Origin of the sequence: Muriicola sp. SD30, from assembly GCF_041205185.1 — a bacterium.
GTDB lineage: Bacteria > Bacteroidota > Bacteroidia > Flavobacteriales > Flavobacteriaceae > Muriicola.
The window spans coordinates 429,341-448,031 of sequence record NZ_JBGEWB010000004.1 but is presented as its reverse complement, the minus strand read 5'-3'; the positions used below and the strand labels follow the sequence as shown (position 1 = coordinate 448,031).

The following is an 18,691-nucleotide window of genomic DNA, read 5'->3' as shown; positions in this document are numbered from 1 at the left end:
ATGGAAACAGTAAATAAGAAAATATTGTTGGTTGAGGACGATCCGAACTTCGGAATTGTACTAAAAGATTATCTATCTATGAACGATTTTGATGTCACTCTTGCCAAAAACGGCATGGAAGGCTTCGAAAAATTTAAAAAAGATAATTTTGATATTTGTATTCTGGATGTGATGATGCCCTATAAGGATGGGTTCACCCTCGCCAAGGAAATAAGGGATAAAAACGAAAATGTGCCTATCGTATTCTTAACGGCTAAAACCATGAAAGAAGACGTTCTTAAGGGCTATAAGGCCGGGGCAGATGACTACCTGAATAAGCCATTCGACTCTGAAGTGCTACTTATGAAACTTAAAGCTATTCTTCAGAGAAAAGCCTCCAGTACTCTGGCAGACAGTAAGCAATTTGAGTTTAAAATCGGAAATTTCCACCTTAATTCCAAATTGAGATTCCTTAAATACAAGGATGAAGAACCGATTAAACTTTCACCAAAAGAAAATGAACTTCTTCGTCTTCTTGCTCTGCATGAAAACGATTTAATGCCACGGGAACTGGCACTTACCAAAATATGGAGAGACGATAACTATTTTACCTCTCGCAGTATGGATGTTTATATCGCGAAATTGAGGAAATATCTCAAGCGGGACGATGTTGTTGAAATCCTGAACATACATGGAGAAGGCTTCAGATTGGTAGTAAAGAACGACAAGAAAGAGGATTAATGATTTATCTTCACAACATAAAAAAGGCAGCGAACAGCTGCCTTTTTTATTTCAGTTGTTTCTGTATCTCCCCAACAATTTCTTCCGGTGTTAGCGTAATAGCAACCTTTATGGCTTCTTCAGGAGCTTCCAGGGTGTCAAATTGGGATTTTAGGAGGGCTGTGGGCATAAAATGACCTTTCCTTTGCTGCAGCCGGTTTAAAATTGTTTCGTAGCTTCCTTCCAGGTATACCCATACCGGTGGCGGGAGGATGTTCTCATTCAATATATCTCTGTATGTTATTTTAAGCGCTGAACATGCGATTACCGCTCCATTTTGCTGATGTTTATGCGCCAGTGAATTCAGTGCCTCCAGCCAGGCTTTCCTGTCCTGGTCATTCAGGGGCAGGCCTTCAGACATTTTGGCGATATTTTCTTCAGGGTGATAGTCATCTCCATCAAAAAAGGGGAGTGAAAGTGAACTGGCCAGTTTCCGGCCTATGGTAGATTTTCCGCAGCCCGAAACCCCCATTATATAGAATATCCTATTCCTATTCACCTCTTTCTTCATCCTTTATATTTTCTGTTATCAAATTAATAACCTCAGCCAGGGGCATATCATACCGAATCCACTTTATCTCCTTATTCTTCCTGAACCAGGTTCCCTGACGTTTGGCAAATCTGCGCGTATTCTTTTTTATTTCATCGATTGCTTCATCCAAACCTGTTTCCCCTTTTAGATAACTAAAAAGTTCCCGGTATCCAACAGTTTGCAGGGCATTGAGGTGTTCAAAATCCTTCAGCGTCTTTACCTCATCTAAAAGGCCTGAAACCATCATTTTATCCACACGCGTATTTATTCTGTCATAGACAACTTCTCTTGGGGCTTCCAGGCCCAGAATCAGGGATTGGAAAGGTCTTTTTGCTTTGCCCTTTCCCAGATATTTGGAGAATGGGTTTCCCGTAGTCCTTATCACTTCAAGGGCCCTGAGAACGCGATGTGGATTCTTTAAATCAACTTTCTCATAGTACTCTGGGTCTTTATTCTTCAATTCCTCCTGCAGTGTTTTCAACCCCCTCTCTTCCAATTCACTCTGTAGTTCTGTGCGCAGTCCCGGTCTTATCTTCGGAAAAGAATCAATTCCGTACACAACGGCATCGACGTAAAGTCCGCTCCCACCAACCAGTAAGACAATGTCGTGAATTTTAAAAAGTTCATTCAGTTTTTCCAGGGCATCCTTTTCAAAATCTCCTACAGAGTAGCTGTTTTTGATACTGATATGATGTATAAAATGATGGGGAACACTTTCGAGTTCTTTTTTGGTGGGCACTGCAGTACCGATACTCATTTCCTTATAAAACTGTCTGGAATCAGCTGAAAGTATTTCGGATTTAAAGTGAGAGGCTAGTTGTATTGCCAGGGAAGTTTTGCCGATCCCAGTTGGCCCGACAATCACCAAAAGGGTTTTTAGTGCCATTAGTCTTCAATTAACCTGAACCCGCAAACCCGGCAGTAATGGGCATCTTTCCTCAGGATGACTGTTCCACATTCTGCACAGGCTTTATCCTGCTTTTTCCCTTTTTCCTCCCGCCTGGAAGAAGCATATTCTGCACTTACAATTCCTGTGGGTACAGCAATTACCCCATAACCTACAATCATAATTATGGTTGCAATCATCTGTCCCAATCCGGTTTGTGGGGAGATATCGCCGTATCCCACAGTGGTAAGCGTAACAATAGTCCAGTAAACACTATGAGGGATGCTGTTAAAACCGTGCTCAGGACCTTCCACAAGGTACATGATGGTGCCTAGTAAAACCGATAAAACAAGGATAAAAAATACAAAGACAAAGATTTTAGCTCTGCTGGCTTTGAGGGCCCTGATCAGATTATTAGATTCTCCAACAAACCTCACCAATTTCAAAATCCTGAAAATCCGTAAGAGTCGCAAAGCCCTGAAAGCTGCAACGTATTGGGACCCGATAATGAAGAAGGATAAATATTTAGGAATGGTAGATAGTAAATCGATGATTCCAAAAAAACTGAAAATATACTTCCGTGGCGTTTTAATACAAATAATCCTCAGAATGTATTCTATGGTAAACAAAATAGTGACGATCCATTCCGAGATATTTAAAAATCCGTGATATTTCACGTCAAAACGTGAATCGCTCTCCAACATTACTATGATCACACTGTAAAGGATCACCACCAGAAGTACAATATCGAACAGCTTTCCGGCCGGGGTATGTGTGCCGTAGATAATCTCGTGTAGTTTGGCCTTCCAGTCTTTGTGGGGTCGGTTCTGCATTAATTTTTAGAATTCAGATCTATAATGTTCAGGACTTGTCTATGAGTTAAATAGAAGGAAATTTGCCTTGATATATCCCTGCTTCCCTGCATAGGTGTCAATAAAGATTCCAAGATATGAATATTATTGATTTGGTGATTTAATTCGTAGAAGCCTATACCTTTCAAATGTCCGTTTTTAATCAGAATTGCACTTCGTTCCCCTGTCTCTCTGCCTTTATCTACAACCATTAAGTCTTTCCCGGCAATAGAATACACGTCAGTATCGTCAATTTCCTGGCTGTTGAGATTTAGATCTATTCTGATATCTTCCCCTCTTAAAGGATATTTTGGGGGATTTCTCTTGATCACTTCAGTAAGCTTAAGGTAGGCGACAAGCTCATTTCCGGTAAGTTCGAAGGTAACTTTACGAGTTTCTTTCTGTATGGTTCTGCAAAGGGAGGTGTCTGAAGTAAAATGTTCATTTACCCTTTTCTTGATATTCGTACTCTTTCCGCTGTATATTATCTTTCTATCCTTATTGTACATGTAATACACCCCGGTTTCCGATGGCATCTGATCTACAATTTTTAATTGCCGGTGTGTTAATTCTCCATGGGTTTCTTCTCGTGTGACTTCGCTGATGATCTCTTTGTTGAGATCTTTTGTAAGTAATATTTTGAATAGTTTAAGAGTGGCCAGGGCATCGCCATTTGCCCGGTGGCGGTCACTAACTGGAATGCCCAAGGATCTCACCAACTTTCCCAGACTATGCGATTCTGCTTCCGGAATTAGTTTTTTTGCAAGATCTACGGTACACAGGGTCTTACGTTCAAAATTATATCCAAGTCGTCTGAACTCTGTTCGGAGTATCCGGTAATCAAATTGGGCATTATGGGCAACAATGGTAGTATCCTGGGTTATTTCAACAATGCGTTTGGCTACTTCATGGAACTTCGGAGCTGTTTGGAGCATTTTACTGTTGATGCCTGTCAGATTGACTACAAAGGGCTGTATCTCACGTTCAGGGTTAACCAGGGAGATAAACTGATCAATTACTTTATGGCCATCAAATTTATGGATGGCGATTTCCGTAATTCCTTCTTCGTTGTACTTTCCTCCTGTAGTTTCTATGTCTAAAATTGAGTACATAGGGTGGGCTGAATTTGCTCCTTCTTGCTGTGATTTAAGATCTTGCTCCAAAGATACTACTTCCTATTCTTACCATGGTACTGCCTTCTTCTATGGCAATTTTATAATCCCCGCTCATCCCCATAGAAAGGATTGAGATGTCAGGTAGTACGGTTTTCAGGACCTCAAACATCGTTTTTAGGGAATGAAATTCTTTCCGGATTTGTTCTTTATTATCCGTAAAAGTCGCCATACCCATCAATCCTTTTATTCTTACATGGGAAAGTTCTTCTAGCTCATTACTCGCGAGCAATTCTTGCAGTTCCTGTTCATCAAAGCCGAATTTTGTTTCCTCCTCAGCGATAAAGATTTGTAGCAGACAGGGAATCACCCGATTGTGCTTTCTCCCTTGTTTATTTACTTCCCTTAGGAGCTTTAAACTGTCTACGCCATGTATCAGTGAGACATAGGGCGCCATGTATTTAACCTTGTTTCGCTGGACGTGACCTATCATATGCCATTCAATATCCTTGGGTAAGGATGACCATTTTTCGGTCATCTCCTGAACCTTGTTCTCCCCAAAAATTCGATGCCCTGTTTCATAGGCCTGTAGGATTTTTTTCTCCGACTTCGTCTTGGAAACGGCAACCAGCGTCACCTTCTCAGGGAGCTCATTTTTAATCTTTTTTAAATTCTCTGCAATCGACATTTTTTGACTTATAATTCGTAGATGGTAAGTCCGCTTTTCAATTTTGGTTCTATATAGGTGCTCTTTGGTGGCATCACCAATTGCTCATCAGCAATGGCCTTGATTTCGGCCATGGTGATAGGAACCAGGTTAAAGCCAACTTCAAAATTTCCTTTGTCAATTTCTGTTTTCATCCGCAGGACGTTGTGTTTTCCATACCCATACCGAATACGTTTATCGTTGCGCAGGTCTTTGATTCCAAGAATGGGTTCAAGGATAGTTTTGTAAAGGATATGAGTATCCAGTTTACTCAGTGGATCATCTAGTGGAAGGACATTTTTCCGCAGATAGAGGGAATAGAAATCCCCGTCTAAATACATACTGAAATGATGTTTTTTAGTTGGTTTGTACAATTCCAGATCTATCTTTTTGATGCGGTACAATTCATCGAGTTTTACCAGAAAGGATTCTTTGGAATGGCCGTTCAGATCTTTTACCAGCCTGTTAAATTCAAATATCCTGATTTCGCTTTCAGGGATGAGGTAGCTCATAAAATAGTTATAGGCTTCTTTCCCGTTGTGTTTGGGATTTTTAGCCTCATGCCATTGGGCTAGTAATTCAGAAGATGCACTTCGGTGATGCCCGTCGGCGATATATAGGCTGTCTATCTGGGAAAATGCCTTTACAATGGCATTTACAGCCTCAGGGGATGATATTTTCCAAAGGAAATGCGTGGTTCTGTCTGGTGTTGTAAAATGGTATACCGGAGTTTCCTTTTTAGTGTTATTTATAATTCCGGCCAGTGTAGGATGATCAGGATAGGTCATCAATACAGGTTCTGCATTGAATTTTACCGTATCAAGGTACTGAGCAAACAGTCGTTCCCTGCTTTCGATTGTATTCTCGTGTTTTTTAATGATGTTGTTCCTGTAATCTGCCACACTGGTAGCACAAAAAATCCCGCAACAGCTAAAACTGTTCTTTTTAATCTGGTAGAGATAAAAACTAGCTTCATTATCTTTCACATATACCTTTTCTTCGAGAAACTCCATATATCGGTTATGGACGAGCTTGAAACGTTCTGCTCCCGATACTTTTTTGTGAAATTTAAAGCCCGGATTGATAATGTGCAGGAATGAAAAAGGATTGAACTTTAAAATAGCCTTTAACTCCTCTTTAGAATAGGCCTCGTAAGAGCGGGAGGTTACGTGTGCAACTTTGTCAGCAGCCGGCCGAATGGCTTTAAAGGGTTTAACAATTGCCATTACGCTTTTTTGAATTGCGCAGCAACTTTCTCTGCTTTTCTCGATTCGGTATAATCGTAAAATCCTTCCCCGGATTTAACTCCTAGTTTCCCCGCCATTACCATATTGGTAAGGAGAGGGCAGGGTGCGTATTTTGGGTTTTTAAAACCGTCATAAAGTACCTGGAGAATAGAAAGACAGACATCCAGGCCGATAAAATCAGCTAGTTGCAGGGGTCCCATAGGATGTGCCATTCCTAGTTTCATCACGGTATCGATTTCTTCCACGCCGGCTACTCCGTTATAAAGGGTTTCTATAGCTTCGTTTATCATTGGCATTAAAATCCTGTTAGACACAAACCCGGGGTAGTCATTAACCTCTGTGGGGATCTTATCCAGCTTTTGAGATAACGCCATGATCGTTTTAGCTGTGACATCAGACGTAGAATAGCCTCTGATGATTTCCACAAGTTTCATGATGGGAACCGGGTTCATAAAATGCATCCCTATGACCTTGTCGGGTCTTTGGGTTACAGCTCCTATCTGAGTGATGGAAATCGAAGAGGTATTTGAAGCCAGTATCGTATCGTGAGGACATAAAGAGTCGAGGTCCTTAAAGATCCTGAGTTTTACATCCAGATTTTCACTGGCAGCTTCCACGACCAGGTCGGCATCGGTAACAGCATCCGCCAGATCCGTAGTTGTATTGATATTTTGCAGGGCTGAGTTAAGTTGTTCCTCGCTGAGGATTTCCTTTTGGACCATGCGATCCAGGTTTTTACGTATTGTACTCATCCCTTTCTCGATGGCCTTTTCCGAAATATCGACTAGGGTGACCTTAAAATTATTCTGAGCAAAAACATGGGCAATTCCGTTTCCCATTGTTCCTGCTCCAATTACAGTAATGTTCTTCATTAGTATTTAATTATAGTATGTTCGAAAATCAGAATGATGCTATAACCTGCAGGGCTACCTTCAGGGCCTTGGTCCCGTCACTTAAGGTCACTTCCGGCTTTGTGTCCTGATTGATGGCATTTGCGAAGGTTTCCAGCTCATCAAGAATCGCATTATTACTCCTGATCTCCGGATTCTCGAAATAAATCTGCTTCTTTAGTCCCTCTGCGTTCTGGAGGATCATATCAAATTCTCCTGGACTTTCAGGGGCATCTTTCATCTTAACAACTTCTACTTTTTTCTCCAGGAAGTCGACAGAGATATAGGCATCGCGCTGAAAAAATCGGGATTTCCTCATATTTTTCAGGGAAATACGGCTGGCTGTCAGGTTGGCAACGCATCCGTTTTCGAATTCGATCCGCGCATTGGCAATATCAGGAGAGTTGCTGATCACGGATACCCCACTGGCGTATATATCTTTTACTTCCGAAGGGACCACACTTAAAATGGCATCGATATCATGAATCATTAAATCGAGGACCACGGGAACATCTGTTCCTCTGGGGTTGAATTCGGCAAGTCGGTGAGTTTCAATAAACATTGGGTTGTGAATGAGGTCTTTTACTGCTGTAAAAGCAGGATTAAAGCGCTCTACGTGGCCAACCTGACCTTTTACTCCGTACTGCTTTTCCAGCTCGATAAGGCTCTCAGCCTCTTCAAGAGTCTTGGTTATGGGCTTTTCCAGGAAAACGTGTTTGCCTTTTTCCATGGCTTTTTTAGCACAATCGTAATGGGAAAGAGTGGGAGTAACTATATCAACTACTTCTACAGCTTCTATCAGGGTGTTGATATTGTCGAAATAAGTATATCCGAATTCGGCTTCAACATTTTTACCATTAATAGGATCAGCATCGTAAAACCCGATTAACTCGTATTCTGAAGATTCATTTAACAATCTAAGATGGATCTTGCCCAGATGTCCGGCACCTAAAACACCAACTTTCAGCATAGTTCAAAATTTTGTCAAAAATACGGAGATTAATCTTAATCCAACTCAGACTAAAAACCTGAAATGTGGTAACTTTACACAGATCAGAAGCACATCCACTAAATCTTAACTTATTGAAAGATACCTTTAAACATCGAGGCATGCGGAATAAATTGGCAGATTCAGTTGCAGCCAAGGGCATTAAGGATAAAAAAGTCATTGATGCTATTCGCAGTATTCCGAGACATCTGTTTATGGACAGTAGTTTTGAAGACCATGCCTATCAGGATAAGCCCTTTCCAATTGCAGCAGACCAGACCATTTCCCAACCTTATACGGTGGCTTTTCAAACGGAACTATTAGAGGTGCTTCCCGGTCAAAAAGTGCTGGAGATTGGCACGGGAAGTGGGTATCAGACCGCTGTATTGCTGCATTTGAAAACTAAGGTGTACACTATCGAAAGACAGCGTGAACTTTTTAAAAAGACCAATATTTTCTTTAAAAAAATGGGATATCGCCCTAAAAAAGTTGTGTTTGGAGACGGTTACAAGGGGCTTCCCGATCACGCTCCATTCGACCGCGTTATCGTTACAGCCGGGGCCCCTGAAGTGCCCAGAAAATTGTTATCACAACTCAAAATCGGGGGTAAAATGGTGATACCGGTGGGGGAGGACGACCAGGTAATGATGCGCATCACCCGTAAATCGGAGACGGAATTTGAGCGAGAGGCGTTTGGAAACTTCCGGTTTGTCCCTTTACTGGAAGATAAAAACTAACAAAATGCTTTTGCTTAATTATTAAAACTCTTTTTGATTCTGTCCAGACGGACTTTAGACTCCCTGTCTTTAATCGACTCTCTTTTGTCGTACAGTTTTTTTCCTCTGGCCAGGGCGATCTTCATTTTTGCCAGGCCTCTGTCGTTGATAAAAAGGGATAGTGGAATAATGGTAAGTCCGGTTGCTTTCACCTCTTTGTGTAATTTCTTTAGCTCATTTTTATTGAGCAAAAGTTTTCGGGAAGCCTTGGGCTGATGATTGAAATGAGTGGCATGTGAATATTCATCAATCTGCATATTGATCACGAATAATTCTCCGGCTTCATTGAATTCACAAAAGCTCTCTGTAATTGAAGCTTTGCCCAGTCGAAGGGATTTGATTTCAGTACCGGCCAGGACGATACCGGCGATATGTGTCTCGAGTAGTTCATACTCGAAACTCGCCTTTTTATTCTTAATATTGATTTTCTTCTGCATGGCAGGACAAAAATAAGAACAATTACTTCAGTGCAGGGTTCGTTTAATAGAATAATCCGTGTTTCTTTGTATAATGAAAAGTTATAATTTGATCAGATCAGCTCTCTTGGGAATGTTTATCGTATTACTATACAGCAGCTGCAAGAATACCGATAAGTCAGCCACTGCTCAGGAGATTATAGACAAGGCTATTCAGGTTGCCGGGGGTGAACTTTATGAGCAAAGCGAATTCACATTCAGATTTCGTGACGTGGAATATGTGCTTGAAAGGAAAACAGGAAAGAAGGTGATGAAGCGAATCAGGCAAACCGATTCAGGCTTACTTACCGACATAAGAACAGGGAATGATTTCAGCAGGTTATTAGATGGGAAAACCATCAGCGTTTCTGATAGCATGGCCAATGTGTATAGTAATTCCATAAACTCAGTTCATTATTTCGCCTATTTGCCATACGGCTTGAATGATCCCGCAGTTAACAAGGAATGGATAGGTGAAAAACAAATAGGGGATAAGATGTACCACAAAATCAGGGTGACGTTCGATCAAAAAGGCGGTGGAGAAGACTTTGACGATGTTTATTTGTACTGGATTGACAAAGAAACTTTTACTCCTGATTATCTCGCCTATGAGTTCCATGTGGATGGAGGCGGACTTCGCTTCCGGGAAGCTTATAACGAACGCTACGTGAACGCTATTCGCTTTGTGGATTATCGAAACTACAAACCCAAAGGGAACGCGGATATCATGGAACTGGATGATCTCTTTGCAAAAGATCAGCTTGAGCTGCTGTCAGATATCAAACTCGAAGACGTCCGGGTTAGTCGGGACAATTACAATTAAAGTTAAGTCGGACATCGGTGGTTATATCTCCTATCTGTTGAACGATAAAGAGGCTGCCGTTGTCTGAGTCGTCCATAGGGGGATATTTTTCTTCCCCAATCATTTTATTGACAAAATCCGGTGTGGTATTGCTATGGCCGACGACTAATACATTTTTTCCAAGATTATCTTTCTTAAAGGCAGCGACATCAATCATTGAAGGGTCGTAATATTGACGGATCAGGTCGTATTTTACTTCCGCCGGCGCAGCCGTCATGGTAGTTCTGCGATAATCGGTGGTATAGATTGCATTGATATTGGCATCATCCAGGATCTCCGCCCAGTGCATCGCCCTTCCGAGGCCTTTCTGATTGAGTTCCGGATCCTTGTTTTCGGGATCAGTTCTGTCCTTTTCTGCGTGCCTGATAAAGTAGTAGGTGGTTACTTCAGGTCCAATTTCAGTGTTGATAGGCTGGGAATCCTCTTTACAGCTAATAAAGGTTCCAAGGATTATCAAACAGAGGGCGATGAGTCTGGTTTTCATATGCGATAGAATTTTATCTTTTGGGTTGGCTACTATTATGTAACTTTACTTTTGTAAAAATAGTATGAAATTCCCTTGAATCGACCTATATATGCCAAAACCACTTTATATTTTCCTTTGTCTGCTGCTGGTAACCCAGGTAAAGTCCCAGGAAGTTGAACTTCCCGGCGATTTCAGACAGCACAATTTAAACCAATACAACAGCAGTCTTTTTAATCCCGTATTTTCACTGGACCGCAATAATCCACAGTCATTCTCTATATGGAGTCGATGGCAATGGCAGCAACCCGATGCGGATCCTACCACCCTTTTTGCTAATTACACGCATAAATTTAATCCCAGTTCTGCAGGCGGAATAGGATTTATTCAACAGAATACAGGGCTTTTCCTTCAGACGGGAGCTATTATGAACTATGCATACGACTTTGAAGTTGCATCTGATGTTTTCCTTGCTGTGGGTATTAACCTTTTGGGTTATCAGCAGGAGCTGGCAGACGACCGTTTTCAACAGAGTCAGGGAATGGGCTTTCCTTTTCTGAATAGTGACCCGAATTTCGTTCTCCAGGCCGCTCCGGGGATACGCCTGGCCTACAAAAATCTAAGTCTTGGGTTTATGGCTGAAAATGTGTTTGAATACAATATATCGGAAGGTGAGAATAATAAAGGTAATGCTGACAACATATTTCTTGGATCAGCCAGTTACTCTTTTCCTATTGATGGCATTGGGATTCTTGAAAACGCCTCTCTCCGACCTATGCTCTTTGTTAAGTCTATGCCTGCGATGGATACCCAATACGGATTAAACACACTTTTTGCTACAGACAGAATATGGGTACAGGGAGGATATCATAATTTTTATGGATTCTCCGGGGGAATCGGAGGTACTTTCTTTAAAAAGTTCTCCATAGGAGCTTTGGTGGAAATAGGAAACAGCACCGAGCTAGATGGAAAAGACCCTACATTCGAAATTGTAAGTTCCTATCAGTTTGCCCTTCCCGACCCCAGAAAAAAGATTGTAGGGTTTGAAGTAGAAGAGGAGGATCTCGTGGAAGAGATACCGGAGTCACCAAAGGAAAAGAAACTCAGTCGAAAGGAACGCAAGGCCCTGGCTGTGGCTGAGGTGAAACGGGAACAGGATTCCCTGGTGGCAGTCAGAAAGCAGGATTCTCTTGTTGTGGCCAGGCGTGTGGCTGAAGAAAAAGAGCGAATGAGAATCCAGGCTGAGATTCAAAAGAAGAAAGATTCTCTTGCGGCAGTTGCTGAAAGGGATGCTGTCCGGCAAAAGGAAGAAGTTCAACCTGCGAAGGGAGAACGCTTTGAAGAAGCAGTGCTTACCGAGGATATCCGGCCCGGTTATTATTTAATTGTCAATGTTTTTGGGACCCAGCGTTATTACAACAGGTTTATGGAGACCTTGAAGAAAATGGGATTAAATCCTAAATCATTTTACAGGACACAGAGAAAACTCAACTATGTTTATCTGCAGCGATACGATACGATGGGGGAGGCAAGAAAATCCAGAGACAGTAAGTTTGATGGAAAATACACAGATACGATCTGGATTTTTAGAGTAAAAGGGAAGTAGGATCAGATATTCATTTCTCTTTTGATCAGGACTTCCAGGTAGGCAATGGTATTGAGAAGGTATTTTCGGTCTCCGGAAATGGTTGCCATTGCAATTGCCCCCTGAATCATTGTAAACATCTGTTTGGCAAACTGCAAAGGGGGAACAGGTAGTTTAATCTCTCTATTATTCACGCCGTTTTCCAGTACCAGGGCAATTTTCCCCTCAATGGTCCTTAATGTTTCTCGTGCTGCGCCCAGTAAATGACGATTGTTGTATTGGGCATCAACCCCAACATTGAGAACCGGACACCCTCCCATTGGTGTGGTAAATTCATCGTAATGCCTGTAAAAATCGGTAAGTCGGAAAAGGATATCAAGCGTATGCCCTCCTCCCAGTAATCGATCATCGATGGCTGCAAGCAATTTTGTGCTAAGGTGCTCAAAAGCTGCAAGCGCAAGCGTCTCCTTGTTCTCAAAATTCCCGTATAACGCACCTTTCGTAAGTCCGGTAACCTCAGTAAGGTCACTCATACTTGTGCCGATATACCCTTGCCTGTTAAAAACGGGGGCCACTTTTTCAATGATAAAGGCGGTGGTGCGTTCGGCTTTGGAGGTCATTAAAGATCAATTTTTTACGAATATAAAAAACTAAGTCCTGTGGAGAGTACAATCCTGTGAAAAAAAAAGCCGGAGAATCAGAGTCCCCGGCTATACTTAATTTCTAGATGCTTAAAGTTATTCTACCAATTCGGATTGGTTTCTGAATACCAGCCCATCATCGAATGAATCTATCAGGATAATACTTTCTGCAGTGATATTACCGCTCAAAAGTTCTTTTGATAAATTATTCAGCACTTCCTTTTGAATAGTTCGTTTTATAGGTCGTGCCCCGTATTGTGGGTTATACCCTTTTTCCGCAAGGTACGCTATGGCTTCTTCTGTGGCATCGATTGTAATGTGTTGCTTCGCGACCATTTTTCTGAGATGCTCAATTTGAAGGCGCACAATATCTACAATATTCTCTTTAGTCAGAGGAGTAAACATGATGATGTCATCGATCCGATTCAGGAATTCAGGTCTGATATTCTGCTTTAAAAGGGCCATTACTTCAATTTTGGCTGCTTCTGTTGCACTGTGCAGGTCCTTGAGGTTCTCAAAGGTGTCCTGAATGATATGTCCGCCCATGTTACTGGTCATGATGATGATGGTATTTTTGAAATCAGCTACCCGTCCTTTGTTATCTGTAAGTCGGCCTTCATCAAGTACCTGGAGAAGGATATTAAAGGTGTCGGGGTGCGCTTTTTCAATTTCATCAAGCAAAACAACCGAATAGGGGCGCCTTCTTACGGCCTCCGTGAGTTGTCCTCCTTCGTCATATCCTACATATCCGGGAGGAGCACCTACTAATCTGCTCACCGAATGCCTTTCCTGATATTCACTCATATCGATCCGTGTCATCGCATTCTCATCGTCAAACAGGTAATCTGCAAGCGTCTTCGCGAGTTCAGTTTTCCCTACCCCGGTGGTTCCGAGGAAGAGGAAAGATCCGATTGGCTTTTTTGCGTCCTGCAAACCAGCCCGACTCCTTCGGATGGCATCTGAAACCGCTTCAATAGCTTCTTCCTGCCCCACAACGCGCTTGTGCAGGACTTTTTCAAGTTTCAGGAGTTTCTCCCGCTCACTCTGTAGCATTTTGGTAACAGGTATGCCTGTCCATTTAGCAACCACTTCCGCAATATCTTCGTTGGTCACCTCTTCTTTAATCAAAGTTCCGCCTTTCTGGGCCTTTTCCAGATCTTGCTGAAGTTTTTCGAGTTTTACCTGGGCTTCTTTTATTTTACCATAACGCAACTCGGCGACAAGACCGTAATCTCCGTTTCGTTCAGCGCGTTCGGCTTCCAATTTGTATTCCTCAATAGCTACTTTGGTTTTCTGAATGGCATCGATAACCGATTTTTCACTTTCCCATTTTGCAAAAATCTCATTGCGTTCTTCTTTTATATTGGCGAGATCTACGTTGAGGGCTTTGAGTTTTGCATGATCTTCTTCCCGTTTGATCGCTTCAATCTCGATCTCCAATTGCATGATCTTTCTGTCGAGTACATCGAGATCCTCGGGTTTACTGTTGATTTCCATTCTCAGTTTAGAAGCCGCTTCATCCATCAGGTCGATGGCCTTATCCGGAAGAAAACGATCCGTGATATAGCGCTGAGAAAGCTCTACTGCGGCGATCACTGCCTCATCTTTGATCCTCACTTTGTGATGTGCTTCGTATTTCTCCTTGATTCCCCGGAGAATTGAGATAGCACTCTCCGTATCAGGTTCGTTAACTACTACTTTCTGAAACCTTCGCTCCAGCGCCTTATCCTTTTCAAAATATTTTTGATATTCATCAAGGGTAGTGGCTCCTATGGCTCTTAATTCCCCTCTTGCCAGGGCAGGTTTCAGAATGTTGGCCGCATCCATCGCGCCCTGTCCGCCACCGGCTCCAACCAGGGTGTGGATCTCATCGATAAACAAAACAATATCGCCATCGCTCTGAGTGACTTCTTTAATTACCGATTTAAGGCGTTCCTCAAATTCTCCCTTGTATTTAGCCCCGGCAATAAGAGCTCCCATATCCAGAGAAAAAATTATCTTTTCGCGGAGATTCTCGGGTACATCGCCCTGAATAATCCTGTGGGCAAGCCCCTCGGCAATTGCTGTTTTTCCCGTTCCGGGTTCTCCAACCAGCATAGGATTGTTCTTGGTGCGCCTGGAGAGGATCTGAAGCACCCTCCTTATTTCTTCATCCCTTCCTATAACCGGATCGAGCTTACCGCTGTCTGCAAGTTCGTTGAGATTCCTTGAATATTTATTAAGGGCATTATAGGTGTCCTCTGCACTCTGAGAGGTCACTTTTGCTCCTTTTCGCAATTCATTGATGGCGGCGAGCAGGTCTTTTTCTGCAACCCCCTGATCCTTGAGGATGCGGGCTATTTTGCTTTTCGATTTAAATATGGCTAGCAGTATGTGTTCCAGCGACACGAAATCATCTTTCATGTTTTTGGCAACGATATTAGCCTCGGTCAGGGTTTTACCTGCTTCCTTTGAAAATTGTAATTCTCCTCCAGTTACTTTGGGAATACTCTCCAGTTCTTTGGTTACAACCTGTTGCACCAGCGGCAGGTTTACATTGAGTTTCTTTAAAATAAAAGGCAGGACGTTCTCATCTGTCTCGGACAATGCCTTAAACAGGTGTTCGTTCTGAATCTGAGGATGCTGCATCTCCTGGGCCATTTGCTGGGCCAGTTGAATGACTTCCTGCGACTTTATAGTGAAATTGTTAATATTCATTCTCGTTATGTGATTTTAGTTCTTATGTCTACTTTTGTCATCAATAGGTCAACAATCTTACCATTGTATAAGACCAGACAAAATGTCTTATAACCCCCACGTTTACAAGACAATAAGTCAGATTAAAAGAAAGTTGGGGCCTAATATTTAATAGCTTATGGGTGTATTTAATTGGTTCAAAGGAGGGGATGAGGCTGAGGCAGGGCAGTTAAATAAAGCCAAATGGAATCTCCTTGAAACCGAGTCTCAGCTTGAGGAGCTTATTGCCCAATCAGAGGAGCGACTACAGATCATTTTTAAGAACTCCACGAGTTGTGGAATCAGTGGGATGGTAAAGCGTTCATTTGAGTCCAGCTATCCCCTGGAAAACTCACAGGCCGAACTTCATCTTTTACATGTACAGTACAACAGGGAACTATCTTCAGCCATTGCTCAGCAATTTGGAGTACGGCACGAATCGCCCCAACTGCTATTGATTAAAAATGGCGAAGTCATCGGGCATGCTTCCCATGGAGGTATTAACGGAATTTCTGTTTCGGAATATGTATAAAAAAACCCGGAGTGTTATCTCCGGGCTATTATTTAATTGAAGCGATGTCTTACGACGATCTCTTTGAGTCGTGCTTTAAGGTCTTCACCTGCATCGTAGACCATCTGTTCATTGGAGGGGAAGGGAACTGCCCCCAGATTCAAGAGCGCCACTAATTCATTGTCGAGAGCTCTTTTATCTCCATTGTAATTCGCGTATACATGCTGGAACAGGAATTCACTTGACAACGGATAAGTATTCAGCTGTTGCTTGGTATGAAGGTCCACAAAACTTACAAGGCCAGTAACCTGAGCCATTTTTTGCTGCGTAAATTGATAATAGTTACAGGTAACGGTTCGGTAGTTGTCTACCTTTATCTCATTCCCAAGGCTATCCTTTACGAGGTTGCCATTCTCATCCTCTAGATACTTATAGCCGTCAACAACCTGCTTTTCCTTTATAAATTGCTTTTCATTTACCTGTTCAGGTGAAATATTAATTTCCCTGAAGGCAACCTGCATTTCATAATCATACTTAATATTTTCCAGCGGATTATTGTGATATTGCGTCCATAGATCATCCAGACCATAGGTATTGAAATTCAATAATTCTTCTTCTAATCGAGTTGGAATAACTACCTGGGTATCGTTGATCATTTTTACTTTAACGAAATCGAGCCCTTTTTGATAGGCCATTTCCATCTGATCTTTGGTATCGGCAAATCCGGGATTGATCTCATCCAGATACCTGAAATCATCATAAGCTCGCCTGTAATCTGTTTTGTTAGAGGCGGTATTGAAGAGCGAGACGGCATTCTCATATAAATATTCTGAAAGCCTCTCTTTTGAATCAATGATATCCTCATCGAAATTCTGAAAATCGAATTGCGCATTTCTATTCTCATCACGCACATAGAGCGGGAGTAGGGGAGTGATCCTATTTTGGATATCCCTTAACTGGGAATAGCTTTTATAAATTGCCTCGAGATTTGCCGGATTTCCATCCTTTTCCAGGAATGCGATGTTCTGGAGTTCTCGCTCCATGTTCTTCGCGAAGGCTTCTTCGAGGATTATTATATAAGGCTGATTCCCTTTTTTGTCTTTGTTATCAGCCAGATTGCTCATAGCCCTATTCATGGCTTGCTGATAATTCCCTGTATTAATGGCTTCCTGTGTTTTTTTTACACCTCCACAGGCCAATAAAAACACGAATGTTGAAATAAAAAGTAGTGCTTTTTTCATGACGTTACGTTTTCTGGTTTTACTGGCATATCCAAGAGCCATGCCAAAATATTCCAAAAGCATAACGAAAAAGGTCGATTTATCGTATAGTTTCGATGAAATACCTAAATAGAATTAATAAATTATGCAGTTTACAGGTCGAGAGCAGGAACTATTTTTGTGGAAACTTCTCCAAATCCAATTCGGACTCCGTCCCTGGAGCAATACCCCTTCATGATAACGCTGTCGTGGTCTTTCAGGAATTTTCGGGTACTACCGTCATTAAGTTTAATTTCCCTGGTTCCCTGCCAGGAAAGTTCCAGCATGGACCCAAAAGAATCGGGCGTAGGCCCTGAAATTGTTCCACTTCCCATCATATCCCCGCTATTGACCTTACAGCCATTAACCGTATGATGTGCCAGCTGCTGGGCCATGGTCCAGTACATATACTTGAAATTTGTCTTACAAAGGGTAGTGACAGATCCATCCTCGGTTTTGAGTTCCACTTCCAGTTTGATATCAAAACTTTTATCGCCTTTTTGACGGAGGTAGGGCAGGGGTTGTGGATCCTGCTCAGGACTGGTTACTCTAAAGGGCTCCAATGCGTCGAGGGTTACAATCCAGGGCGAAATGGAAGAGGCAAAATTCTTCCCCAGGAAAGGCCCGAGGGGTACGTACTCCCATTTTTGCAGATCTCGTGCACTCCAATCGTTAAATAAGACCAGGCCAAAGATATATTCTTCAGCTTCCTCAACCGAAATGGGCTCTCCCATAGCATTGGCATCGGTAGTGATAAACGCCATCTCCAATTCGAAGTCGAGCAATCGCGAGGGACCAAATACAGGTTTTTCGGCCCCTTTAGGCAGGGTTTGCCCATTGGGCCTGCGAATAGGTGTTCCGCTTGGGATAATGGTTGAGCTTCTCCCGTGATAACCTACAGGGAGATGCAGCCAATTGGGCAATAATGCATTCTCGGGATCCCTGAACATTTTCCCTACATTGGTAGCGTGTTCCTTACTGGAATAGAAATCAGTGTAATCCCCGATATGAACAGGTAATTGCATCTCTATTTCATCCATAGTAAAAAGGACAATCTTCTGATGATCTTTATTTTTCTGCAGCTCCTGATTTGTACTTTCAAAGAGTTCGCTTATCCGGTTTCGCACCAAACGCCAGGTTTTTTTTCCATCTGATATAAAATCATTCAGGGTGTCCTGCAGAAAGATGTCATCGGTTAAGGGAATATCTTTAAAATAACCAAGTTGGTGCAGGGCTCCCAGGTCGATGGCGTGGTCTCCGATACGCGTACCAATAGTAATGACATCATCCCTGGTAAGGAATACGCCAAAAGGAATATTCTGAATTGGGAAGTCTGAATTGGCGGGTACCGGCAACCAGGACGAAAGGGATGGGTTATTAGCTTTTAGAGGCATGTCGAAATTGTTAATTGCTGTTTGATAAAATCCTGATCAAATATATTATTTTCTAGACA

General features: G+C 42.3%; 19 protein-coding genes. 5 read left to right on the top strand and 14 right to left on the bottom strand.

The window, feature by feature from the left end:
• Positions 1-720, top strand: a complete 720-nt coding sequence (locus tag AB8P51_RS14560; RefSeq protein WP_369749596.1) for a response regulator transcription factor — start codon at positions 1-3, stop codon at positions 718-720.
• Between the two features lie 46 nt (positions 721-766).
• Here AB8P51_RS14560 and AB8P51_RS14555 read toward each other — a convergent pair whose 3' ends face one another.
• Genes AB8P51_RS14555 through AB8P51_RS14520 form a run of 8 tightly spaced genes read right to left on the bottom strand, consistent with a single transcriptional unit; the run spans position 767 to position 7,953 of the window.
• Entirely contained in the window at positions 767-1,270 is a 504-nt protein-coding gene (locus AB8P51_RS14555; protein ID WP_369749595.1) for a gluconokinase, read from the bottom strand.
• On the bottom strand, positions 1,251-2,177 hold the full coding sequence (miaA, locus tag AB8P51_RS14550; RefSeq protein ID WP_369749594.1) for a tRNA (adenosine(37)-N6)-dimethylallyltransferase MiaA: 927 nt from the start codon (positions 2,175-2,177) through the stop codon (positions 1,251-1,253). The genes AB8P51_RS14555 and miaA overlap by 20 nt, the downstream gene beginning before the upstream one ends.
• On the bottom strand, positions 2,177-3,010 hold the full coding sequence (locus AB8P51_RS14545) for an ion transporter (protein WP_369749593.1): 834 nt from the start codon (positions 3,008-3,010) through the stop codon (positions 2,177-2,179). Before AB8P51_RS14545 ends, miaA begins: the two co-directional genes overlap by 1 nt.
• On the bottom strand, positions 3,010-4,140 hold the full coding sequence (locus AB8P51_RS14540; protein ID WP_369749592.1) for an exonuclease domain-containing protein: 1,131 nt from the start codon (positions 4,138-4,140) through the stop codon (positions 3,010-3,012). Before AB8P51_RS14540 ends, AB8P51_RS14545 begins: the two co-directional genes overlap by 1 nt.
• 34 nt (positions 4,141-4,174) lie before the next feature.
• Positions 4,175-4,828: a YggS family pyridoxal phosphate-dependent enzyme gene (locus AB8P51_RS14535; RefSeq protein ID WP_369749591.1), complete on the bottom strand. Its 654-nt coding sequence runs from the start codon at positions 4,826-4,828 to the stop codon at positions 4,175-4,177.
• An 8-nt stretch (positions 4,829-4,836) separates the two neighbouring features.
• On the bottom strand, positions 4,837-6,072 hold the full coding sequence (locus tag AB8P51_RS14530) for a DUF1015 domain-containing protein (RefSeq protein WP_369749590.1): 1,236 nt from the start codon (positions 6,070-6,072) through the stop codon (positions 4,837-4,839).
• Complete coding sequence (locus AB8P51_RS14525; protein ID WP_369749589.1) at positions 6,072-6,965, bottom strand: 3-hydroxybutyryl-CoA dehydrogenase; 894 nt, start codon at positions 6,963-6,965, stop codon at positions 6,072-6,074. The genes AB8P51_RS14530 and AB8P51_RS14525 overlap by 1 nt, the downstream gene beginning before the upstream one ends.
• A gap of 28 nt (positions 6,966-6,993) precedes the next feature.
• Entirely contained in the window at positions 6,994-7,953 is a 960-nt protein-coding gene (locus tag AB8P51_RS14520; protein WP_369749588.1) for a Gfo/Idh/MocA family protein, read from the bottom strand.
• Positions 7,954-8,066: 113 nt separating this feature from the next.
• On the opposite strand from AB8P51_RS14520, the gene AB8P51_RS14515 reads away from it, so the two are divergent.
• Entirely contained in the window at positions 8,067-8,708 is a 642-nt protein-coding gene (locus AB8P51_RS14515; RefSeq protein ID WP_369749587.1) for a protein-L-isoaspartate(D-aspartate) O-methyltransferase, read from the top strand.
• Between the two features lie 14 nt (positions 8,709-8,722).
• Here the strand turns inward: AB8P51_RS14515 and smpB are convergent, their stop codons facing one another.
• Positions 8,723-9,184: an SsrA-binding protein SmpB gene (smpB, locus tag AB8P51_RS14510; RefSeq protein ID WP_369749586.1), complete on the bottom strand. Its 462-nt coding sequence runs from the start codon at positions 9,182-9,184 to the stop codon at positions 8,723-8,725.
• Between the two features lie 88 nt (positions 9,185-9,272).
• On the opposite strand from smpB, the gene AB8P51_RS14505 reads away from it, so the two are divergent.
• Positions 9,273-10,025 carry a DUF6503 family protein gene (locus AB8P51_RS14505; RefSeq protein WP_369749585.1) on the top strand — a complete coding sequence of 251 codons (753 nt, stop codon included), beginning with the start codon at positions 9,273-9,275 and terminating at the stop codon, positions 10,023-10,025.
• On the opposite strand, the gene AB8P51_RS14500 is transcribed toward AB8P51_RS14505, so the two are convergent.
• Positions 10,003-10,548 (bottom strand): histidine phosphatase family protein, encoded by a 546-nt coding sequence (locus tag AB8P51_RS14500; RefSeq protein ID WP_369749584.1) that lies wholly within the window; start codon positions 10,546-10,548, stop codon positions 10,003-10,005. The genes AB8P51_RS14505 and AB8P51_RS14500 overlap by 23 nt on opposite strands.
• A 91-nt stretch (positions 10,549-10,639) precedes the next feature.
• Here AB8P51_RS14500 and AB8P51_RS14495 point away from each other — a divergent pair, with 91 nt between their 5' ends.
• The gene (locus AB8P51_RS14495) at positions 10,640-12,133 is read left to right on the top strand and encodes a PorP/SprF family type IX secretion system membrane protein (RefSeq protein ID WP_369749583.1); all 1,494 of its coding nucleotides are present in this window, start codon (positions 10,640-10,642) and stop codon (positions 12,131-12,133) included.
• 2 nt (positions 12,134-12,135) lie between these two features.
• On the opposite strand, the gene AB8P51_RS14490 is transcribed toward AB8P51_RS14495, so the two are convergent.
• The gene (locus AB8P51_RS14490; RefSeq protein ID WP_369749582.1) at positions 12,136-12,732 is read right to left on the bottom strand and encodes a TetR family transcriptional regulator; all 597 of its coding nucleotides are present in this window, start codon (positions 12,730-12,732) and stop codon (positions 12,136-12,138) included.
• A gap of 117 nt (positions 12,733-12,849) precedes the next feature.
• Positions 12,850-15,450 carry an ATP-dependent chaperone ClpB gene (clpB, locus tag AB8P51_RS14485; protein WP_369749581.1) on the bottom strand — a complete coding sequence of 867 codons (2,601 nt, stop codon included), beginning with the start codon at positions 15,448-15,450 and terminating at the stop codon, positions 12,850-12,852.
• A gap of 157 nt (positions 15,451-15,607) precedes the next feature.
• Here clpB and ytxJ point away from each other — a divergent pair, with 157 nt between their 5' ends.
• Complete coding sequence (ytxJ, locus tag AB8P51_RS14480) at positions 15,608-16,000, top strand: bacillithiol system redox-active protein YtxJ (protein WP_369749580.1); 393 nt, start codon at positions 15,608-15,610, stop codon at positions 15,998-16,000.
• 32 nt (positions 16,001-16,032) lie between these two features.
• Here the strand turns inward: ytxJ and AB8P51_RS14475 are convergent, their stop codons facing one another.
• Positions 16,033-17,220 (bottom strand): hypothetical protein, encoded by a 1,188-nt coding sequence (locus AB8P51_RS14475; protein WP_369749579.1) that lies wholly within the window; start codon positions 17,218-17,220, stop codon positions 16,033-16,035.
• A gap of 131 nt (positions 17,221-17,351) precedes the next feature.
• Positions 17,352-18,632: a fumarylacetoacetase gene (fahA, locus tag AB8P51_RS14470; protein ID WP_369749578.1), complete on the bottom strand. Its 1,281-nt coding sequence runs from the start codon at positions 18,630-18,632 to the stop codon at positions 17,352-17,354.
• Positions 18,633-18,691: the final 59 nt, after the last annotated feature.